Below are 17,735 nucleotides of genomic sequence, written 5' to 3' on the forward strand. Positions count from 1 at the left end.
GGCGTGAGCGTAGCGCGGCGGATCCGCGGCGGGCACGGCATTTTCGGCGTCCCCCGCGGGGCCGCGGGCTCAGGCGGTGTACAGCCGCGCGACGACCTCGGGCAGCAGACGCTCCGTCAGCGGCGCGGGCAGCGCCTGGAGTACGGCGAGCACCGGCGCCATCCGCTCCGGCAGTGCGCCGTCCGCGCCGACCCCGGCGACGCCGAGCGCGAAGGCCACCTCCTCCGGCCCGAGTGCCGCGGGGTCGAGCCCGGCCGCGGCCGCGGCGACGGCCGGGTCGGCGGTCGCGGGTCCCCGCGCGCGGGCCCGCGCCACCGCGGCGGCGAGTTCGGCGAGCAGTTCGTCGACCAGGGCCTCCTCCGCGACGGCGGCGGTCATGGTCAGGTGCACGTTGGCCGGTGACGGGCCGTACGCGGGCTGCGGCTGGAGGTACCAGCCGCGCAGCCGCATCTCGTCGGCGACGACGAAGGGGTCGATCCCCTCCTCGGCGGCGGCCACCGCGACCAGGGAGGCGTCGGGCGCGCCCAGCACGCGCAGGCCCTCGATGCGCTCGACGCCCTCGACGAGCCGTCCGGTGGCCTCGTGCACCCTGCGGGCCAGGTCGGTGTAGCCGGCGGTGCCGACCTTGCGCAGCACCGCCCAGGCGGCGGCGAGCGGACCGGCGGACTTGGTGCCCTGCAAGGTGGCGTTGACGACCGGGTAGCCGGGCCAGGAGGCGTGGGCGAACCAGCCGTGCCGGCGCAGCTCGGCGTCGCGGAAGAGCAGGACGGACGCGCCCTTGGGGGTGTAGCCGTACTTGTGCAGGTCGACCGACAGCGAGGTGACGCCGGGCACGGCCAGGTCGAACGGCGGCGGCGGCGCGATCCCGCCGGCGAGCCGCCGGTGGCCGAGGTACCAGCCGCCGATGCAGGCGTCGACGTGGCAGAGCACCCCGCGCTCGGCGGCGGCCGCGGCGACGGCGGCCACCGGGTCGACGACCCCGTGCGCGTACGAGGGCGCGGAGACGACGACCAGGGCGGTGCGGTCGGTGAGAGCGGCGGCCGTGGCGTGCGGGTCGGCCCGGAAGGTGCGGGGGTCGACGGGGACGGTGACGGGGGTGAGCCCGAAGAGCGCGGCGGCCTTGTGGAAGGCGGCGTGCGCGGTGTGCGGCAGCACGATCTCGGGCGCGGTGACCCCCCGGGTGCGGGCGGCGTGCTCACGGGCGGTGAGCACCGCGAGCAGGCAGCTCTCGGTGCCGCCGCTGGTGAAGGTGCCGGCGGTGCCCGGGCCGCCGCCGAGCAGGGCCGCGGCCTGCCGGACGATGTCGTTCTCCAGCGCGACGACGCTGGGGAAGGCGGTCATGTCCAGTCCGTTGACGCCCGCGTACGCCGCGTGTGCGCGGGCGGCCAGCCCGTCCAGGCCGGCGAGCCCGGCGTCGTACACGTAGGCCATCGTGCGGCCGCCGTGCACGGGCAGGTCGGCCGCCCGCAGCCGCTCCAGGTCGGCCAGGATCGTGTCGTCGCCGGGGGCGGCCGCATCGTCCATGCGCGGGAATCTAGGCCACGACGTGCGGCATGCACCAGGCCCGAAGCAGAATATTGTTCACCTTCTGCTGTCGGGCCTGGTCAGGGGTACGCGCGGGACCCCGCGGCTAGCGCGGCAGGGTCGGCTTGAGCTCCATGAGCCTGCCGAGCAGGCCGTTGACGAAGGACGGCGACTCGTCGGTGGAGAACTCCTTGGCCAGCTCCACCGCCTCGTCCAGCACCACCGCGTCCGGGACGTCGTCCTCCCAGATCAGCTCGTACGCGCCGAGCCGCAGCACGTTGCGGTCGACGGCGGGCATCCGGTCCAGCGTCCAGCCCACGGCGTGCCGCGACAGCAGCTCGTCGATCGGCTCGGCGTGCGCCGCGTAGCCCTCGACCAGTTGCATCGTGTACTCGGTGACCTGCGGCTGCCGGTCGTCGGTCCGGGCGAGCCGGATCCAGTCCGCCATGACGGTCACCGGGTCGGCGCCCCGCTGGTCCGCCTCGAAGAGGATCTGGAAGGCGCGCTTGCGGGCCTTGTTCCGTGCGGCCACGGTTAGCTGTTCACCCGGCCGAGGTAGTCGCCCGTACGGGTGTCGACCTTGACCTTCTCACCCGTGGTGATGAAGAGCGGGACACCGATCTCGTAGCCGGTCTCCAGTCGCGCCGGCTTGGACCCGCCCGTCGAGCGGTCGCCCTGGACGCCCGGCTCGGTGTACTCGATGACCAGCTCGACGGCCGCGGGCAGCTCGACGTACAGCGGCGCGCCCTCGTACATCGCCACGGTGGCGTCGAAGCCCTCCAGCAGGTAGTTGGCGGCGTCGCCGACGACCTCGGGGCTGATGTGGATCTGGTCGTAGGTCTCGGTGTCCATGAAGACGAAGTCGGTGCCGTCCTTGTAGGAGAACTGCATGCCGCGCTTGTCGACGTTGGCGGTCTCGACCTTCACACCCGCGTTGAAGGTCTTGTCGACGACCTTCCCGGAGAGCACGTGCTTCAGCTTGGTGCGCACGAAGGCGGGGCCCTTGCCGGGCTTGACGTGCTGGAACTCGACTACGGTCCAGAGCTGACCGCCGTCCAGCTTGAGCACGAGGCCGTTCTTGAGGTCGTTCGTGGTGGCCACGGTTGCGGATCTCCTGAATGTGCTGCTTCGGGGACCGCGGATACCCCCTGCCCGTCACAGGGCGAGGAGTTCCTTGGTCGTGATGGTGAGTAGCTCGGGCCCGCCGTCCGCCGCGGGGCGTACGACGAGTGTGTCGTCGATGCGGACCCCGCCGCGGCCCGGAAGGTGGACCCCCGGCTCGACGGTGACCGGCACGCAAGCGTCCAGTTTACCCATGGCCGCAGGTGACAACTGAGGGTCCTCGTCGATTTCCAGGCCCACACCGTGCCCCGACCACTGGGCGACGCCGTCGCCGTGCCCCGCCGCGACCAGCGGCTGCCGGCTCGCCCGGTCGACGTCCCGGCAGGCCACACCGGGTGCCAGGGCCTCACGGCCGGCCCGCTGGGCGTGGAAGACCAGGTCGTACAGGTCGATCTGCCAGCCTGCCGGAGCCGTGCCGATCACGAACGTGCGGCCCACCTCGCAGCGGTAGCCGCGATAGCACGCGCCGAGCCGCACGGTGAGGAAGTCGCCCTCCTCGACCCGCCGGTCCGTCGGTACGTGCCGGGCGGTGCCGCTGTTGGGCCCGGTGCCCACGGAGGTGGGGAAGGCCGCGCTGTCCGCCCCGTGGTCGACGAGGCGCCGCTCCAGCTCCAGCGCCAGGTGCCGCTCGGTGCGGCCCACCAGGATCGACTCCAGCAGCTCGCCGAGCGCCTGGTCGGCGATCTCCGCGGCGATCCGCAGCGCCGCGATCTCGTGCTCGTCCTTGACCAGCCGCAGCTGCTCCACGGCCCCGCCGAGGTCGGACATCGGCATACCGTTCGCGACCGAGCGGATGGCGCGGTGGCGCGCCACGGTGAGGTGGTGCTCCTCGACGGCGAGGGACCCCGCGCGCTGCTCGCGCGCGAGCGTGGCCGCCGCCACGGCTGCGTCACCGTCCGGCGAGGGCAGCACGGCGGCCCGCAGGTCCTCCGGGGGCCGCTCCCCCGCACTGCGCGGGTCGGCGCCCGCGCCCTCGTCGTCCGGCGGCGGCCGCAGGTGGACGAGGGTGTCCTCGGTGTCCGGCCCGACCAGCAGCGCGGAGCCGGGCGGCGCGCAGCCGGTCAGGTACCGGACGTTCGCCGGTCGCGTGATCAGCGCGGCGGCCGCGCCTGCCGCGGCGCATCGCTCGCGCAGCCGGTCCCGCCGGATCCCATGCACCTCCGCCATGCGGCGAGCTTAAGTCGACGTGTCGGCCCTCGCCCGTTTTCGGCCTCCTTGCGGTGCCGCCGCGCGCGGCGGCGGGCGCTCACGGCGCCGCGGGGAAGTACGCGCCCCGCCCCTCCGCGGCACGGGCCGTCACCGGCCCGGAAGGCCGTCCGGCGGGTGGCTGCCCGCGCGGTTCCCCGCGCCCCCGACGGGGCGGGGGCTACCACGTCGGAGGGCCCTGCAAACTGCGCAGCACCACGCGGTCGAGGGCCGCGGCGGCGGCCGCGACGTCGAGGTGGGAGTTGTCGATGATCGGCAGGCCGGATCCGTACCAGCCGGCCATCCGCCCGTGGATACGGGCGACCTCCTCGTCGGAGAGCCGTCGGTTGCCGGAGCGCTCGGCGTTGCGGGTCAGGACGATGTCCAGGCCCGGGAGCAGCACCACGGGGACGAGGCCGGGCCCCACGTGCCGCTTCCAGCCGCCGAGCCCGACCGCCGGGCGGTCGGGGAAGACGGCGTCGTCGATGATGCAGGACACCCCGTTGGCCAGGAAGTTGCGTGCCGCGAATCCGCAGGTGCGCCGGGCGAGCCGGTACTGGGCCTCGGAGTGCTCGTTCCAGCCCGCCTGCGGGTCGGCGAACCCGGCCCGCACCCACTCGCGCACGTCGTCCAGGCTGATGTGCGCGGTCGGGGCGCCGCGGTTGTCGGCCCAGTGGCGGGCGATGGTCGTCTTCCCGGCGCCCGCGGCGCCGATCAGCAGGACGGCCACCGGGCCCTGGGCGGCGCCGCCCAGCGAGCCGTTGGCGTCCGGTACGGGCGCCTGGACCGGGGCCGCCGGCGGCAGCGGGAAGTGCCCGGTCACGCTTACGGCCGGGGGCGTCGGGCCCCCGCCGGGCTGCGGCGCCCCCACAGCGTGCTGCATGTCGGCCGACTCCATCTCGTGCGGTGTGCGCTGCCGCGCGGGTTGACATGGAACGGTACCGTTCCCGTGCTTCGTTTGGTGAACGCGCGCGAAACGTCCCCGGTGCCCTGCCCCGGCCGGACGGGTTTTCGCGGCCGCCCCCCGGCGGAGGGCGGCACGTGCGGCCGCGCCGCGGGGCAGCGGACCGGGGGCGCGGGGAACCGCGTGGCAGGCCCCACCGGGGGCCGGGTGGTCACCGGCCCTCAGGGAGTTCACCGTGGTCCCGGGCCACCGGCCGGCGGGTGCTCTCCCGCGCGGCGCCCGCCCCCCTGCGGGGCCCGGCCCTACGCGGCGGGGAGGTCGGCCAGCGCCTGCAGGGCGAGCAGGTAGGAGGTGAGGCCGAAGCCGGCGATCGTGCCCGTGGCCACCGGGGCGATCACGGACTCGTGGCGGAACGCCTCGCGCGCGTAGGGGTTGGAGATGTGCACCTCGACGAGGGGCGCGGTCCTCTGGGCCGCGGCGTCGCGCAGGCCGTAGGAGTAGTGCGTGAACGCACCGGGGTTGAGGACGACGGGCACCCGCCCGTCGGCCGCCTCGTGCAGCCAGCGGATGAGCTCGCCCTCGTCGTTGGTCTCGCGGACCTCGACGGCGAAGCCGAGCTCCGTGCCGAAGGACGTGCAGCGCTCGACGAGCCCCGCGTACGAGGTGGAGCCGTAGACGTCGGGCTCACGGGAGCCGAGGCGGCCGAGGTTGGGCCCGTTGAGGACGAGGACCGGGCGGGTCACGCGGACACCTCCCCGTAGGCGGCGAGCAGGATCGCGGGGTCGGGGCCTTCCAGGACGGTGGGCTTGGCCAGGCCGTCGAGGACGATGAAGCGCAGCAGGTCGCCGCGGGACTTCTTGTCGACCTTCATCGTCTCCAGCAGCCGCGGCCACTGGTCGCCGCGGTAGGTGAGCGGCAGGCCGACCGCGCCGAGGACGGCGCGGTGCCGGTCGGCGGTGGCGTCGTCGAGACGGCCGGCGAGGCGGCCGAGTTCGGCGGCGAAGACCATCCCGACGGAGACGGCGGCGCCGTGCCGCCACCGGTAGCGCTCGTTCTTCTCGATGGCGTGGGCGAGCGTGTGGCCGTAGTTGAGGATCTCCCGCAGGCCGGATTCCTTCAGGTCGCTGGAGACGACCTGGGCCTTGACGCGGATGGCGCGTTCGACCAGCTCGGCGGTGCGGGCGTAGCCGGGGCTGCGGGCGCCCTCGGGGTCGGCCTCGATCAGGTCGAGGATGACCGGGTCGGCGATGAAGCCGGCCTTGATGATCTCGGCGAGACCGCTGACGTAGTCGTTGGCGGGCAGCGAGTCCAGGGCGGCGAGGTCGCACAGGACGCCGGCGGGCGGGTGGAAGGCGCCGACGAGGTTCTTGCCCTCGGCGGTGTTGATGCCGGTCTTCCCGCCGACGGCCGCGTCGACCATGCCGAGCACCGTGGTGGGTACGGCGATCCAGCGGACCCCGCGCAGCCAGCTCGCGGCGACGAAGCCGGCGAGGTCGGTGGTGGCGCCGCCGCCGACGCCGACGATGACGTCGGTGCGGGTGAAGCCGCTCTGGCCCAGCGCCTTCCAGCAGTAGGCGGCGACCTCGGCGGTCTTGGCCTCCTCGGCGTTGGGCACCTGGACGGCGACGGCCTCGTAGCCCTGCTCGGCGAGGTCGTCGCGGACGGCCTCACCGGTGCCGGCCAGCGCCTCGGGGTGCACGACGGCCACACGCCTGGCCTTCTCCCCGATGAGCCCGGGGAGCTCGCCGAGCAGCTGGTGGCCGACGAGCACGTCGTACGGATCGGTTCCGGCCGTCCCGGCGACGGTGATGCGGACCGGGGGCGCGGTCGGGTCGGCGGCGGGGGTGGTCCCGGGGGTGTCGCTCATGCGTCCTTCAGCTGGAGTGCGTCGAGGACGGCGTCGGCCACGTCCTCGGGGGTGCGGTCGTCGGTGGGGACGACGGCCCTGGCGACTTCGGTGTAGAGCGGACGGCGTGCCTCCATCAGCTCCCGCCAGCGCTGCCGCGGGTTGACGGCGAGCAGCGGACGCGGGGCGTCGAGGCCGACGCGGTGGACGGCGGAGTGCAGGCCGACGTCGAGGAAGATCACCGGCAGGCCGTCGAGCAGGGCGCGGGTCCCGGCGTCCATGACGGCGCCGCCGCCGAGCGCGAGGACACCGCCGTGGCCGGCCAGCGCGTCGCGGACGGCGGCGCGCTCCAGCGCGCGGAAGTGCGGCTCGCCCTGGTCGACGAAGATGTCCGGGATCGGCTTGCCCGCGGTCGCCTCGATGTCGGCGTCGGTGTCGCGGTAGCCGACGCCGAGGCGTTCGGCGAGGATGCGGCCCGTGGTGGACTTGCCCGCGCCGGGCGGCCCGACCAGCACCACGGCGGGGGGTCCGCCGGCGGTGCCCGCGCCGGGCGCCGTCACCGGACGACCAGGTGGTCGAGGTAGTCCTGCACGTTGCGCCGGACCTGTGCGACGGAGTCGCCGCCGAACTTCTCGGCGACGGCGTCGGCGAGCACGAGCGCGACCATGGCCTCCGCGACGATGCCGGCGGCGGGCACCGCGCACACGTCGGAGCGCTGGTGGTGGGCCTGCGCGGGCTCACCGGTGGTGACGTCGACGGTCGCGAGCGCCCGCGGCACGGTCGCGATGGGCTTCATCGCGGCGCGCACCCGCAGCAGCTCGCCGGTGCTCATCCCGCCCTCGGTGCCGCCGGAGCGCCCGGAGCTGCGGCGGATGCCGTCGGGGCCGGGCACGATCTCGTCGTGCGCCTGCGAGCCGGGGACGCGGGCGAGGTCGAAGCCGTCGCCGACCTCGACGCCCTTGATGGCCTGGATGCCCATGAGCGCGGCGGCGAGCCGGGCGTCGAGCCGGCGGTCCCAGTGGACGTGCGAGCCGAGCCCGACCGGAACCCCGTAGGCGAGCACCTCGACGACGCCGCCGAGGGTGTCGCCGTCCTTGTGGGCCTGGTCGATCTCGGCGACCATCCGCTTGCTCGCGTCGGCGTCGAGGCAGCGCACCGGGTCCTCGTCGAGCCGGGCCTCGTCCGCGGGCACCGGCAGCACCCCGTACGGGGCCTTCGCGGCGGCGAGTTCGACGACGTGCGAGACGATCTCGATGCCGGTGGTCTCCTTGAGGTAGGAGCGGGCGACGGCGCCGAGCGCGACACGGGCCGCGGTCTCCCGGGCGCTGGCGCGCTCCAGGACGGGCCGGGCCTCGTCCAGGTCGTACTTCTGCATACCGGCGAGGTCGGCGTGGCCGGGCCGGGGCCGGGTCAGCGGGGCGTTGCGGGCGAGCCCGGCGAGGATCTCCGGGTCGACCGGGTCGGCCGCCATGACCTGTTCCCACTTGGGCCACTCGGTGTTGCCGACCATGACCGCGACCGGGCTGCCCATGGTGCGGCCGTGGCGTACGCCGCCGAGGAAGGTCACCTCGTCGCGCTCGAACTTCATCCGCGCCCCGCGCCCGTAGCCGAGCCGCCGCCGCGCGAGCGCGTCGGCCACCAGGCCGGTGGTGACGGGTACCCCGGAGGGCAGCCCTTCCAGCGTCGCCACGAGTGCGGGGCCGTGCGACTCCCCCGCGGTCAGCCAGCGCAACCTGCTCAACGGTGCTCCCTCGACAAAGCCCTGCCGTTCTCGCCCCGATCCTCCCACGTTTCGCGTCCCGGCCCTGACCTGCGTCCAGGGTGCGGGACGGGGGGTCGCGCGGTCAGCCGGCGCCGAGGGCCGACTCGCCCGCCGCGCGCATCGCGTCCACGGGGACGCCGGTGCGGCCGGTGTACTGCTCGATCTGGAGGACGGCCTGGTGGACGAGCAGGTCGAGGCCGCCGAGCACGGTGCCGCCGCGGGCCGACCAGGCGGCGGCCAGCGGGGTGGGCCACGGGTGGTAGAGGACGTCGAAGAGGGCGCCGGGGTGGCCGGGGACGTGGGCGGCGAGGTGGTCGGCGGCGCCCGCGGGGGTGGTGGCGATCACCAGCGGGGCGCCGAAGGCCGCCGCCGCGCCGTCCCAGCCGGCGGTGCGCACGGCCACACCGAGCCGCTCGCCCCACTGCCGCATCTCGGCGGCGCGGCCGGCGCTGCGGACGTACGCGGTGACCTCGCCCGTGCAGATGCGCGAGAGGGCGGCGAGCGCCGAGGACGCGGTGGCGCCGGCGCCGAGCACGGCGGCGGAGGGCACGGTGGTGATGCCGCGCTCGTCCAGGGCGGCGAGCAGCCCGGGGATGTCGGTGTTGTCGCCGCGGCGCCCGCCGGGGCCGAACACCACGGTGTTGACGGCCTCGACGGACGCGGCGGTGGGCGTGACCTCGTCCAGCAGCGGGATCACCGCGCGCTTGAGCGGCATGGTCAGCGACAGCCCGGCCCACTCCGCCGGGTCGAGGCCGGCGAGGAAGGCCGGGAGGGCCGCCTCGTCGACCTCGAAGCGGTCGTAGCGCCAGCCGTCGAGCCCCATCGCCGTGTACGCGGCGCGGTGCAGCGCCGGGGACAGCGAGTGGGCGATCGGCGAGCCGAGCACGGCGGCGCGGCGGGCGCCGCCGGAGGGTGCGGTGGGGTTCACTGGGGTCGTCGCTCGCTTCTTGCCGGTGGCCGCTGGGCCGCTAGTCGTTCTTGATCTTCTCGAACTCCGAGCGCGTCTCGGTGAACTCGGTGGTCTTGCCGTCCTTGGAGATGAAGAAGTACCAGGGGCCCGAGTCCGGGTTCATCGCGGCCTTGAGCGCCTCGACGCCCGGGTTGCCGATCGGGCCGGGCGGGAGGCCCCGGTAGACGTAGGTGTTGTACTTGTCCTTCAGCGAGAGGATCTCGTTGTTGGAGATCTTCTCCTGGCTGCGGTTCTTGACGTAGTTGTACGTCGAGTCGAACTGCAGCAGGCCGTTGGTGCCCTGCTTGTTGGCCGGGTCCAGCCGGTTGTAGACGACCTTGGCCATCTTGCGGAAGTCGTCGTCCGTCTTGCCCTCCGCCTGCACCAGGCTCGCGACGGTGAGCAGCTGGTACGGGCCGGACAGGCCGTGTTTCCCGGCCTCGTCCGCGAGGTTGAGCTGCTGGTACTCCGCGTTGGCCTGGCTGACCATCTGCTTGAGCAGTTCCTCGGGCTTCATGCCCTTGGCGACGCTGTACTTCGCCGGGAAGAGGAAGCCCTCCAGCGGGTCCTTGACGTTGTGCCCGACGACGGCCCAGTCCGGCAGGCCCAGGGTCTTGTACTTCGCCTTGGCGACGGCCTGGGTGGTGCCGGCCTTCAGGCCGAGCTTGGTATCTATCGCCGCGTAGATCTGCTTGTCGCGCATGCCCTCGGCGATGATCATCGCGTTCTGCGACTTGGGGTCCAGCATCATCGCGACGGCGGAGTCGGCCGACATCTGCTTGTTGAGCAGGTAGACGCCGGCCTGGATGCTCGTGCCCTTGGGGTTCTTGTTGGCCGCGGTCGTGAAGGCCTCGACGCTCTTGACCACGCCGGCCTCCTTGAGCAGGTTGCCCATGGTGGTCAGGGTCGCGCCCTTGGGGATGGTGACCTGCACCGAGCCGGAGCCCTGGCCGGAGTAGTCGGGGGCCGGGCCGAAGTGGTCCTGGTAGACGCCGTAGCCGTAGTAGCCGCCGCCGGCGAGCCCGCCGACGAGCACGAGCGCGACGACGAAGCACGCGCAGCCGCTGCGGCGCTTGCGGCCGCCCTGCTGGTCGCGCCCGGCGCGGCGGCCGTCGGTGCGGCTGTCGCTCGCCGGGGCGTCGTCGTCATCGTCGTCGTCGCGGTCGGCGAAGAAGTTGTGCTCGCGCGGGTGCTTGTCCTCGCCGGCGTCCCAGTCGGTGGCCGCCGGGCCGCCGCGCAGCGGCGTGCTCCGCGGCTCCTGCGGCCGGGTGCCGGGCGCGGGCTGCTCCGGATGCCCCTGGACGGGGCCCTGGCCCGGACCGCCCGCGGGCTGCCCGCCGGCGGGGCCGGGCTGCGGGGGCTGCCGGTACTGCGGCTGCTGCGGGTAGCCGCCGGACTGGTCGTAGTAGCCGGTGTGCTGCTGGTGCCGGCCTGTGCCGTACGGATCCTGCGGGCCGTGGCCGTAGGCCTCCTGGGCGCCGTAGCCGCCGGACTGGTGCGAGCCGGTGTCGTACGTGCCGTGGCTGCCCGTGTCGTACGTGCCGTGGCCGCCGGTGTCGTAGGTGCCGGTGTCGTAGGTGCCGTGCGTGCCCGTGCCGTACGTCTGGTGGGAACCGGTGTCGTAGCCGCCCTGCTGCGGGTAGCCGCCCTCCTGCGGGTACTGGCCGGTGCTGCCGTGCTGCTGCGGGTAGCCCTGCTGCCCGTACTGCTGCTGCGGGTACTGGCCGTCGCCCTGCTGCGGGTACTGCTGCTGGTGCTGGCCTGTGCCGTACGGGTCCTGCCAGTCGCCGCCGTACTGTCCCTGCGGCTGCTGCTGGTATCCCTGACCCCGGTCGTACGTGTCGCCGAACAGCGGATCGTCCGGGTCCCACGGTTCGGAGCCGGAGCCCCGGCCATAGTCAGTCATCGGTCCCCTTGGTACGCGGCCGGCATCGGGCCTGCCGACCTTGCGAAACGGGCGGCGCCATGAGGCGCCGCCGTGTCGCGCGGAACGTTACCGTATCGCGATCAGGGAGAGGATTGGATGCTCTCCCCGGGAGCTCTGCCCGACAGCCGTTCGGCTTCCAGGGCACTCTGCAGAATGATGACCGCGGCTGCCTGATCGACTACGGAGCGTCCCTTCTTCGACCTCACCCCCGAGGCGCGCAGGCCCTGCGCGGCCGTCACGGTGGTCATCCGCTCGTCCACCAGCCGCACGGGCACGGGGCTGATGATTTTCGCCACACCCTGCGCGAAGGCCCGCACCTTGGCCGCGGCCGGGCCCTCGGTTCCGTTGAGTGACCGCGGCAGCCCGATGACGACCTCGATCGGCTCGTACTCCGCGGTGATCTGGGCCAGCCGGCGCAGCGCGGCCGGCACGTCGCGGCCCGGGACCGTCTCGACGGGGGTGGCCAGGATGCCGTCCGGGTCGCACGAGGCGACCCCGATCCTGGCGTCCCCGACGTCGACACCGAGCCGCCGGCCGCGCCGCAGGGCGGGCCGCGGCGGCTCGGCGCCGCCTGCCGCGTCGTGCACGCTCACGCCTTCTCGGCGACGAGCCGGCGCACGGCCTCGACGGCCTCGGGCACCGCGGCCGGGTTCTGGCCGCCGCCCTGCGCCACGTCGTCCTTGCCGCCACCGCCGCCGCCGAGCGCCGTGGCGGCGGTGCGCACCAGCTCGCCGGCCTTGACGCCGCGCTCGCGGGCGGCCTCGTTGGTGGCGACCACGGTCAGCGGGCGGCCCTTGACCACGGTGAACAGGGCCACCACGGCCGGGCGGCCGCCGGTGACGCGCTGCCGCACGTCGAGGACCAGCTTGCGCAGGTCGTCGGCGCCGGTGCCCTCCGGCACCGTGCCGGTGACCAGGGCGACGCCCTTGACGTCCTCGGCGCTCTCGGCGAGCCCGGCGGCGGCCTGGAGCACCTTCTCGGCGCGGAAGCGCTCGATCTCCTTCTCGGCGTCCTTGAGCCGGCCGAGCATCCCGGCGATCCTGTCGGGCAGCTCCTCCGGGCGGCCCTTGACCAGCTCGGTCAGCTGGGCGACGACGGTGTGCTCGCGGGCCAGGAAGTTGTACGCGTCCACGCCCACCAGGGCCTCGACCCGGCGCACGCCGGAGCCGATGGAGGACTCGCCGAGCAGCTTGACCAGGCCGAGCTGGGCGGTGTTGCCGACGTGCGTGCCGCCGCACAGCTCCTTGGAGTAGTCGCCGATGGTGACGACGCGCACCTGCTCGCCGTACTTCTCGCCGAACTCCGCGATGGCGCCCTGCCGCTTGGCCTCGGCGATCGGCAGGATCTCGGCGGTGACGTCGAGTTCGCGGGCCAGCACCTCGTTGATCTTCTGCTCGACGTCGGTGAGCACCGTGCCGGGGACGGCCGTGGGCGAGCCGAAGTCGAAGCGGAAGCGGCCGGGCGAGTTCTCCGAGCCGGCCTGGGCGGCGGTGGGGCCGAGGGCGTCGCGCAGCGCCTGGTGGGTCAGGTGGGTGGCGCTGTGGGCGCGGGCGATGGCCCGGCGGCGCACCTGGTCGATCTGGGCGAGCACCGAGGCGCCGACGGTGACCTCGCCGACCTGGACGACACCCTTGTGCACGCTGACGCCGGGCACGGGCTGCTGCACGTCGCGGACCTCGACGACGGCGCCGCCCTCGACCCGGATGCGCCCGGTGTCGGCGAGCTGGCCGCCGCCCTCGGCGTAGAACGGCGTGCGGTCCAGGACGACCTCGACCTCGTCGCCCTCGGTGGCGGCGGGCGACGGCAGGCCGTCCACCAGCAGGCCGACGACGGTGGCCTCGTTGCGGTCCACGGCGTAGCCGGTGAACTCGGTGCCGCCGGTGCGGTCGGCGACCTCGCGGTAGGCGGACAGGTCGGCGTGGCCGGTCTTCTTGGCGCGGGCGTCGGCCTTGGCGCGGTCGCGCTGCTCCTTCATGAGCCGCCGGAAGCCGTCCTCGTCCACGGACAGCCCCTGCTCGGCGGCCATCTCCAGGGTGAGGTCGATCGGGAAGCCCCATGTGTCGTGCAGCAGGAAGGCCTGGTCGCCGGCGAGCACCGTGCCGCCCTTGGCCTTGGTCTCCGTCACCGCGGTGTCGAGGATGTTGGTGCCGGTCTTGAGCGTCTTGAGGAAGTTGGCCTCCTCGGCGAGCGCGACGGTCTCGATGCGCCCCCGGTCGGTGACCAGCTCCGGGTACTGCAGGCCCATGATGCCGATGACGACGTCCAGCAGCTCGGCCACCACGGGCTCGTGGGCGCCCAGCAGCCGCATGTTGCGGATGGCGCGGCGCATGATGCGGCGCAGCACGTAGCCGCGGCCCTCGTTGCCGGGCGTGACGCCGTCGCCGATGAGCATGACGGAGGTGCGCATGTGGTCGGCGACCACGCGCAGCGCCACGTCGGTGTCGTGCGAGCGGCCGTAGGGCACGCCGGTCAGCTCGGTGGCCTTGTCGATCACGACCCGCAGGGTGTCGGTCTCGTACATGTTGCGGACGCCCTGCAGGATCATCGCGAGGCGTTCCAGGCCGAGGCCGGTGTCGATGTTCTTGGCGGGCAGGTCGCCGAGGATCGGGAAGTCCTCCTTGCCCTCGCCCGCGCCGCGCTCGTACTGCATGAAGACCAGGTTCCAGATCTCCACGTAGCGCTCGTCGTTGACGGCGGGACCGCCCTCGGCGCCGAACTCCGGGCCGCGGTCGTAGTTGATCTCCGAGCACGGACCGCACGGGCCGGGCACGCCCATGGACCAGAAGTTCGGGCCCTTGCCGAGCCGCTGGATCCGCTCGGCGGGGACGCCGATGACGTCCCGCCAGATCTGCTCGGCCTCGTCGTCCTCCTCGTAGACGGTGATCCAGAGCTTCTCCGGCTCCAGGCCGTAACCGCCCCTGTCCAGGGGCTCGGTGAGCAGCTCCCAGGCGTAGCGGATGGCGCCTTCCTTGAAGTAGTCGCCGAAGGAGAAGTTGCCGCACATCTGGAAGAACGTGCCGTGCCGGGTGGTCTTGCCGACCTCTTCGATGTCCGGGGTACGGACGCACTTCTGCACGCTGGTGGCCCGCGCGAAGGGCGGCTTGACCTCGCCGAGGAAGTACGGCTTGAAGGGCACCATGCCCGCCGGGACCAGCAGCAGCGTCGGGTCGTCGGCGATGAGGGACGCCGACGGCACAACGGTGTGCCCGCGCTCCTCGAAGAAGCGCAGCCAGCGGCGGCGGATTTCTGCCGACTCCATCAGTGTTCGTCCTTCCGGTCGTACGGGTTGTACGCGATGCCCCGGCGCGGTGCCGGGAGGTCGGTGTCCAGTTCCCGCGGTGCGGGGCGGCGGGCGGCCCGGTCGGGCTCACCGCCGGTCAGGCCCAGCGCGTCCTGCAGCTCGCCCTCGCGCTGCGCCATCCCCGACCTGACGTCGGCGGCGAACTCGCGCAGCCGCGCGCCGGTCTCCAGCGCGCGGTCCGCGGCGGTCGCGGCGAGGCTGTCGGGGCTCAGCCGGCGCAGCGCGCGGCTGACTTTCCTGGTGGCCCACACACCGGTGGCGGCACCGGTCAGGAACCAGAACAGACGGCGGAACATGGGCCTCAGTCCTTCGAGCGGTTGCGGCGTCCGCGCCGCCTTGCGGCCGGCACGTCCGCGCCGGCCCGGGCCTGCCGCCCGACCGCCCGCCGCACCCCGTAGCCGAAGGCCGCGACCTTCACCAGGGGGCCGCCGAAAGTGCTGGCGACAGTGGAGGAGAGCGCGGAGGCGTTGGCCGTCACCTCGGCCACGTCCGCGGTGATCGTGTCGACCCGGTCCAGCTGGGCGTGCGCCGAGCGCAGGGCGTCCGAGGCCTCGCCGAGCAGCGGAACGGCCTGTTCCGTGATGCCGGCCACCAGCTCGGTGGTGCTCCGCAGCGTGCGGGCCAGCCGCGCCAGCGCGACGGCCAGGAACGACACGAGGATCGCCCAGAACACCGCCACGATCAGGCCGGCTACGCCGGCCACCTCTCCACCGGACACCTTGCCGCGCCTTCCTCTGGTCCCCAGGTCAGTGACTCCCGACCTTACCGCCCCGCGGGCCGGGCCCCGCACCGCTTTACCCCCGGGTGCCGTGATCCGCCGGGGCGGATCCTGCGGCGGGTGGCGGGTTGCGCGCGCGGGTCGCCGCTCCCCCCGTGGTTGACCTCGCCGCGCGGGGTCGGCGTCGTCCGGGAGCGCGGGGGACCGCGCGGCCGGCCGCGGCGGCGGGAAGGCCGCGGCACCCACCGCAGGAGGCGCCCGGGCGCGGCCCCACCGCCAGGCGCAGCCCGCAGGCGCCGTTGTACGGAGCGCGAACGTACCGGTACGCTCCGTCAGTCATGAGGACGAACCTCCCAGCGGAGCTGACCCGCTTCGTCGGCCGGGCGCCCGACGTGGAGCAGGTCACCGCCGCCCTCCGCGGAGCGGAACGCCTGGTGACGGTGACCGGCGCGGGCGGCGTCGGCAAGACCCGCCTCGCGCTGCGCGCGGCCGCCGCTCTGCAGGACCGTTTCACCGACGGCGTCCACCTCGCCGAACTGGCCGCGCTGCCCGCCGCGGACCTGCTGGAGCACACCCTCGCCGAGGCGCTGCGGCTGCCGGACCACACCAGCAGGGCGCCGCGCGCCGCGCTCGTCGAGCATCTGGCCGGGCGTGACGTGCTGCTCGTCCTCGACGGCTTCGACCGCCTCGCGGACGCCTGCGCGGAGCTGGTCGCCGAACTCCTGCGGCGCAGTCCGGGGCTGCGCGTGCTGGCCGCCGGCCGCAGGGCGCTCGGCATCACGGGTGAGCGGCTGCTGCCGCTGCGGCCGCTGCCGCCCGGGTCGGAGGCGGTGGAGCTGTTCGCCGACCGGGCGGCCGCCGTGCTGCCCGGTTTCGCCGTGACGCCGGCCAACCGCGCGGCCGTGACCGAGCTGTGCGCCAGGCTGGACGGACTGCCGCTGGCGCTGGAACTCGCGGCGGTGCGGCTGCGCGCGCTGTCGGTGGAGCAGTTACTCGACCGGCTCGGCGACCGCTTCCGGCTGCTGACCGGCGGTGACCCGAGCGCGCCGGAACGGCACCGGGCGCTGCGTACCGCGATCGGCTGGAGCCACGAGCTGTGCAGTCCGGCGCAGCGGCTCCTGTGGGCCCGGCTGTCGGTCTTCGCCGGGCGCTTCGACCTGGACGCCGCCGAGTACGTCTGCGCGGGCACCGGGCTCGCCGAGGACGACGTGGTGGAGGCGGTCGCGGCGCTGGTGGCGCAGTCGGTGCTGGCCCGCGAGGAGGACGGTGAGGACCTGGTCCGCTACCGGATGCTGGAGAGCGTGCGCGAGTACGGCGCCGGGTGGCTGGCGGCGCTGGGCGACGAGCCGCGGGTGCGGCGGCGGCACCGCGACTGGTACCTCGGCGTGGCGACCTGGTGCGAGCTGGACTGGTTCAGCCCACGGCAGGCGGAGGTGGCCGCGCGCGTCGCGGCGGATCTGCCGAACCTGCGGCTGGCCCTGGAGTTCAGCTTCGACGGGCTGCCGGGCGAGGCGGCGGAGGACCCGGCGGTGGGCCAGTACCTCGCGGGCACGCTGTGGTTCTGCTGGGTGGGCTGCGGGCGGCTCGCGGAGGGCCGGCACTGGCTGGACCGGGCCCTGGAGGTCCCGGCGGAGCCGTCGGAGGCGCGGGCGAAGGCGATGTGGGTGTACGGCTACGTCGCCCTGCTGCAGGGCGACTCGGCGGCGGCGCTCGCGGTGCTCCAGGACTGCCGCGAGTAGGCGCTCGCGGCGGGGAACGCGACCGCGGAGGCGTACGCCGTGCACCGGCTCGGCTGCCTGGCGCTGGTGTCGGACGACATGCCGCGTGCCGAGCGCTTCATCGGCGACGCCCTGCTGCGCTACCGCAGGATCGGCGAGCTGAACAGCAACGTGCTGATGGCGCAGGTGGAGCTGGCGATGGCGGTCGCCTTCCAGGGCGACGTCGCCAGGGCGGTGCGCCTGGCGGAGGAGGTCCGCGACATCTGCGCCGACCACGGGGAGCGGTGGACGCTGGCCTACGCGCTGTACGTGCTGGCGTACGCGGCCTGGCTGGACGGGCGGCCGGAGCGGGCACGGCGGTTCGCCGAGGAGGCGCTCGCGATCGACCACAGCTTCGACGACCTGGTGGGCACGGTGCTCGCACTGGAGCTGCTGGCGCTCGTGACCGAGGGCGAGGGGGCGCCGTACGAGGCGGCGGTGCTGCAGGGCGCGGCGCGGCGGCTGTGGGATTCGGTGGGCCTGCGGCTGTTCGGCTCGCGGTACTTCAACGCCCCGCACGCGGTGTGCGAGCAGCGGGTGCGGGCGGCGCTGGGCGACGCGGCCTACGCGGCGGCGCTCGGCGAGGGCGCCCTCCTGGGCCTGGACGCGGCGGCGCACCGGGCGCTGAACCGGCCGCGGGGCGGCGCGGGCCCGGCGGAGCAGCGCGGTGCGGCGCGGCCTCCCGCCCCCCGTACGCACGAGCCCGCCGCCTCTCCGGAGGCGGCGGGCTGACGTACGGG

General features: G+C 74.4%; 15 protein-coding genes and 1 pseudogene. 1 reads left to right on the top strand and 15 read right to left on the bottom strand.

Translation table 11 applies throughout. From position 1 onward, the window contains the following. Nucleotides 1-69: 69 nt before the first annotated feature. The 15 genes from ACH4SE_RS07995 to ACH4SE_RS08065 form a co-directional block, all read right to left on the bottom strand. On the bottom strand, nucleotides 70-1,524 hold the full coding sequence (locus ACH4SE_RS07995; RefSeq protein ID WP_398542450.1) for a pyridoxal phosphate-dependent decarboxylase family protein: 1,455 nt from the start codon (nucleotides 1,522-1,524) through the stop codon (nucleotides 70-72). Between the two features lie 106 nt (nucleotides 1,525-1,630). Next, nucleotides 1,631-2,056: a transcription antitermination factor NusB gene (nusB, locus tag ACH4SE_RS08000; RefSeq protein ID WP_398542451.1), complete on the bottom strand. Its 426-nt coding sequence runs from the start codon at nucleotides 2,054-2,056 to the stop codon at nucleotides 1,631-1,633. A gap of 2 nt (nucleotides 2,057-2,058) precedes the next feature. After that, the gene (efp, locus tag ACH4SE_RS08005; protein WP_398542452.1) at nucleotides 2,059-2,625 is read right to left on the bottom strand and encodes an elongation factor P; all 567 of its coding nucleotides are present in this window, start codon (nucleotides 2,623-2,625) and stop codon (nucleotides 2,059-2,061) included. 54 nt (nucleotides 2,626-2,679) lie between these two features. After that, entirely contained in the window at nucleotides 2,680-3,813 is a 1,134-nt protein-coding gene (locus ACH4SE_RS08010; protein WP_398542453.1) for a M24 family metallopeptidase, read from the bottom strand. A gap of 199 nt (nucleotides 3,814-4,012) precedes the next feature. After that, the gene (locus tag ACH4SE_RS08015; RefSeq protein ID WP_398542454.1) at nucleotides 4,013-4,969 is read right to left on the bottom strand and encodes an AAA family ATPase; all 957 of its coding nucleotides are present in this window, start codon (nucleotides 4,967-4,969) and stop codon (nucleotides 4,013-4,015) included. Between the two features lie 68 nt (nucleotides 4,970-5,037). Further along, nucleotides 5,038-5,478 (bottom strand): type II 3-dehydroquinate dehydratase, encoded by a 441-nt coding sequence (gene aroQ, locus ACH4SE_RS08020; protein ID WP_398542455.1) that lies wholly within the window; start codon nucleotides 5,476-5,478, stop codon nucleotides 5,038-5,040. Further along, nucleotides 5,475-6,602, bottom strand: coding sequence for a 3-dehydroquinate synthase (aroB, locus tag ACH4SE_RS08025; RefSeq protein WP_398542456.1), 1,128 nt, complete (start codon nucleotides 6,600-6,602; stop codon nucleotides 5,475-5,477). Before aroB ends, aroQ begins: the two co-directional genes overlap by 4 nt. Continuing rightward, nucleotides 6,599-7,141 (bottom strand): shikimate kinase, encoded by a 543-nt coding sequence (locus ACH4SE_RS08030; protein WP_398542457.1) that lies wholly within the window; start codon nucleotides 7,139-7,141, stop codon nucleotides 6,599-6,601. The genes aroB and ACH4SE_RS08030 overlap by 4 nt, the downstream gene beginning before the upstream one ends. After that, a complete protein-coding gene (aroC, locus tag ACH4SE_RS08035; protein WP_398542458.1) occupies nucleotides 7,138-8,322 on the bottom strand; it encodes a chorismate synthase in 1,185 nt (394 codons plus the stop codon). The genes ACH4SE_RS08030 and aroC overlap by 4 nt, the downstream gene beginning before the upstream one ends. 103 nt (nucleotides 8,323-8,425) lie before the next feature. Beyond that, entirely contained in the window at nucleotides 8,426-9,271 is an 846-nt protein-coding gene (locus ACH4SE_RS08040) for a shikimate dehydrogenase (RefSeq protein ID WP_398542459.1), read from the bottom strand. A gap of 40 nt (nucleotides 9,272-9,311) precedes the next feature. Next, the gene (mltG, locus tag ACH4SE_RS08045) at nucleotides 9,312-11,198 is read right to left on the bottom strand and encodes an endolytic transglycosylase MltG (RefSeq protein ID WP_398542460.1); all 1,887 of its coding nucleotides are present in this window, start codon (nucleotides 11,196-11,198) and stop codon (nucleotides 9,312-9,314) included. Nucleotides 11,199-11,299: 101 nt separating this feature from the next. Next, a complete protein-coding gene (gene ruvX / locus ACH4SE_RS08050) occupies nucleotides 11,300-11,812 on the bottom strand; it encodes a Holliday junction resolvase RuvX (protein WP_398542461.1) in 513 nt (170 codons plus the stop codon). Continuing rightward, nucleotides 11,809-14,478 (bottom strand): alanine--tRNA ligase, encoded by a 2,670-nt coding sequence (alaS, locus tag ACH4SE_RS08055; RefSeq protein ID WP_398542462.1) that lies wholly within the window; start codon nucleotides 14,476-14,478, stop codon nucleotides 11,809-11,811. Before alaS ends, ruvX begins: the two co-directional genes overlap by 4 nt. Then, nucleotides 14,478-14,816 (bottom strand): DUF6167 family protein, encoded by a 339-nt coding sequence (locus tag ACH4SE_RS08060; protein ID WP_398542463.1) that lies wholly within the window; start codon nucleotides 14,814-14,816, stop codon nucleotides 14,478-14,480. Before ACH4SE_RS08060 ends, alaS begins: the two co-directional genes overlap by 1 nt. Nucleotides 14,817-14,821: 5 nt before the next feature. Continuing rightward, complete coding sequence (locus ACH4SE_RS08065) at nucleotides 14,822-15,238, bottom strand: DUF948 domain-containing protein (RefSeq protein WP_398542464.1); 417 nt, start codon at nucleotides 15,236-15,238, stop codon at nucleotides 14,822-14,824. A gap of 338 nt (nucleotides 15,239-15,576) precedes the next feature. Between ACH4SE_RS08065 and ACH4SE_RS08070 the strand changes: the two are divergent. Further along, nucleotides 15,577-17,727 (top strand): annotated as a pseudogene (locus tag ACH4SE_RS08070) (ATP-binding protein). Nucleotides 17,728-17,735 lie beyond the last annotated feature (8 nt).

Source organism: Streptomyces sp. NPDC020983, from assembly GCF_044333485.1.
Lineage (GTDB): Bacteria > Actinomycetota > Actinomycetes > Streptomycetales > Streptomycetaceae > Actinacidiphila.

Excerpts from the sequence above, each read along its gene's own strand:
- ACH4SE_RS07995 (WP_398542450.1), bottom strand. The coding sequence starts at position 1,524 with ATGGACGATGCGGCCGCCCCCGGCGACGACACGATCCTGGCCGACCTG.
- ACH4SE_RS08010 (WP_398542453.1), bottom strand. The coding sequence starts at position 3,813 with ATGGCGGAGGTGCATGGGATCCGGCGGGACCGGCTGCGCGAGCGATGC.
- aroB (WP_398542456.1), bottom strand. The coding sequence starts at position 6,602 with ATGAGCGACACCCCCGGGACCACCCCCGCCGCCGACCCGACCGCGCCC.
- mltG (WP_398542460.1), bottom strand. The coding sequence starts at position 11,198 with ATGACTGACTATGGCCGGGGCTCCGGCTCCGAACCGTGGGACCCGGAC.
- alaS (WP_398542462.1), bottom strand. The coding sequence starts at position 14,478 with ATGGAGTCGGCAGAAATCCGCCGCCGCTGGCTGCGCTTCTTCGAGGAG.
- ACH4SE_RS08060 (WP_398542463.1), bottom strand. The coding sequence starts at position 14,816 with ATGTTCCGCCGTCTGTTCTGGTTCCTGACCGGTGCCGCCACCGGTGTG.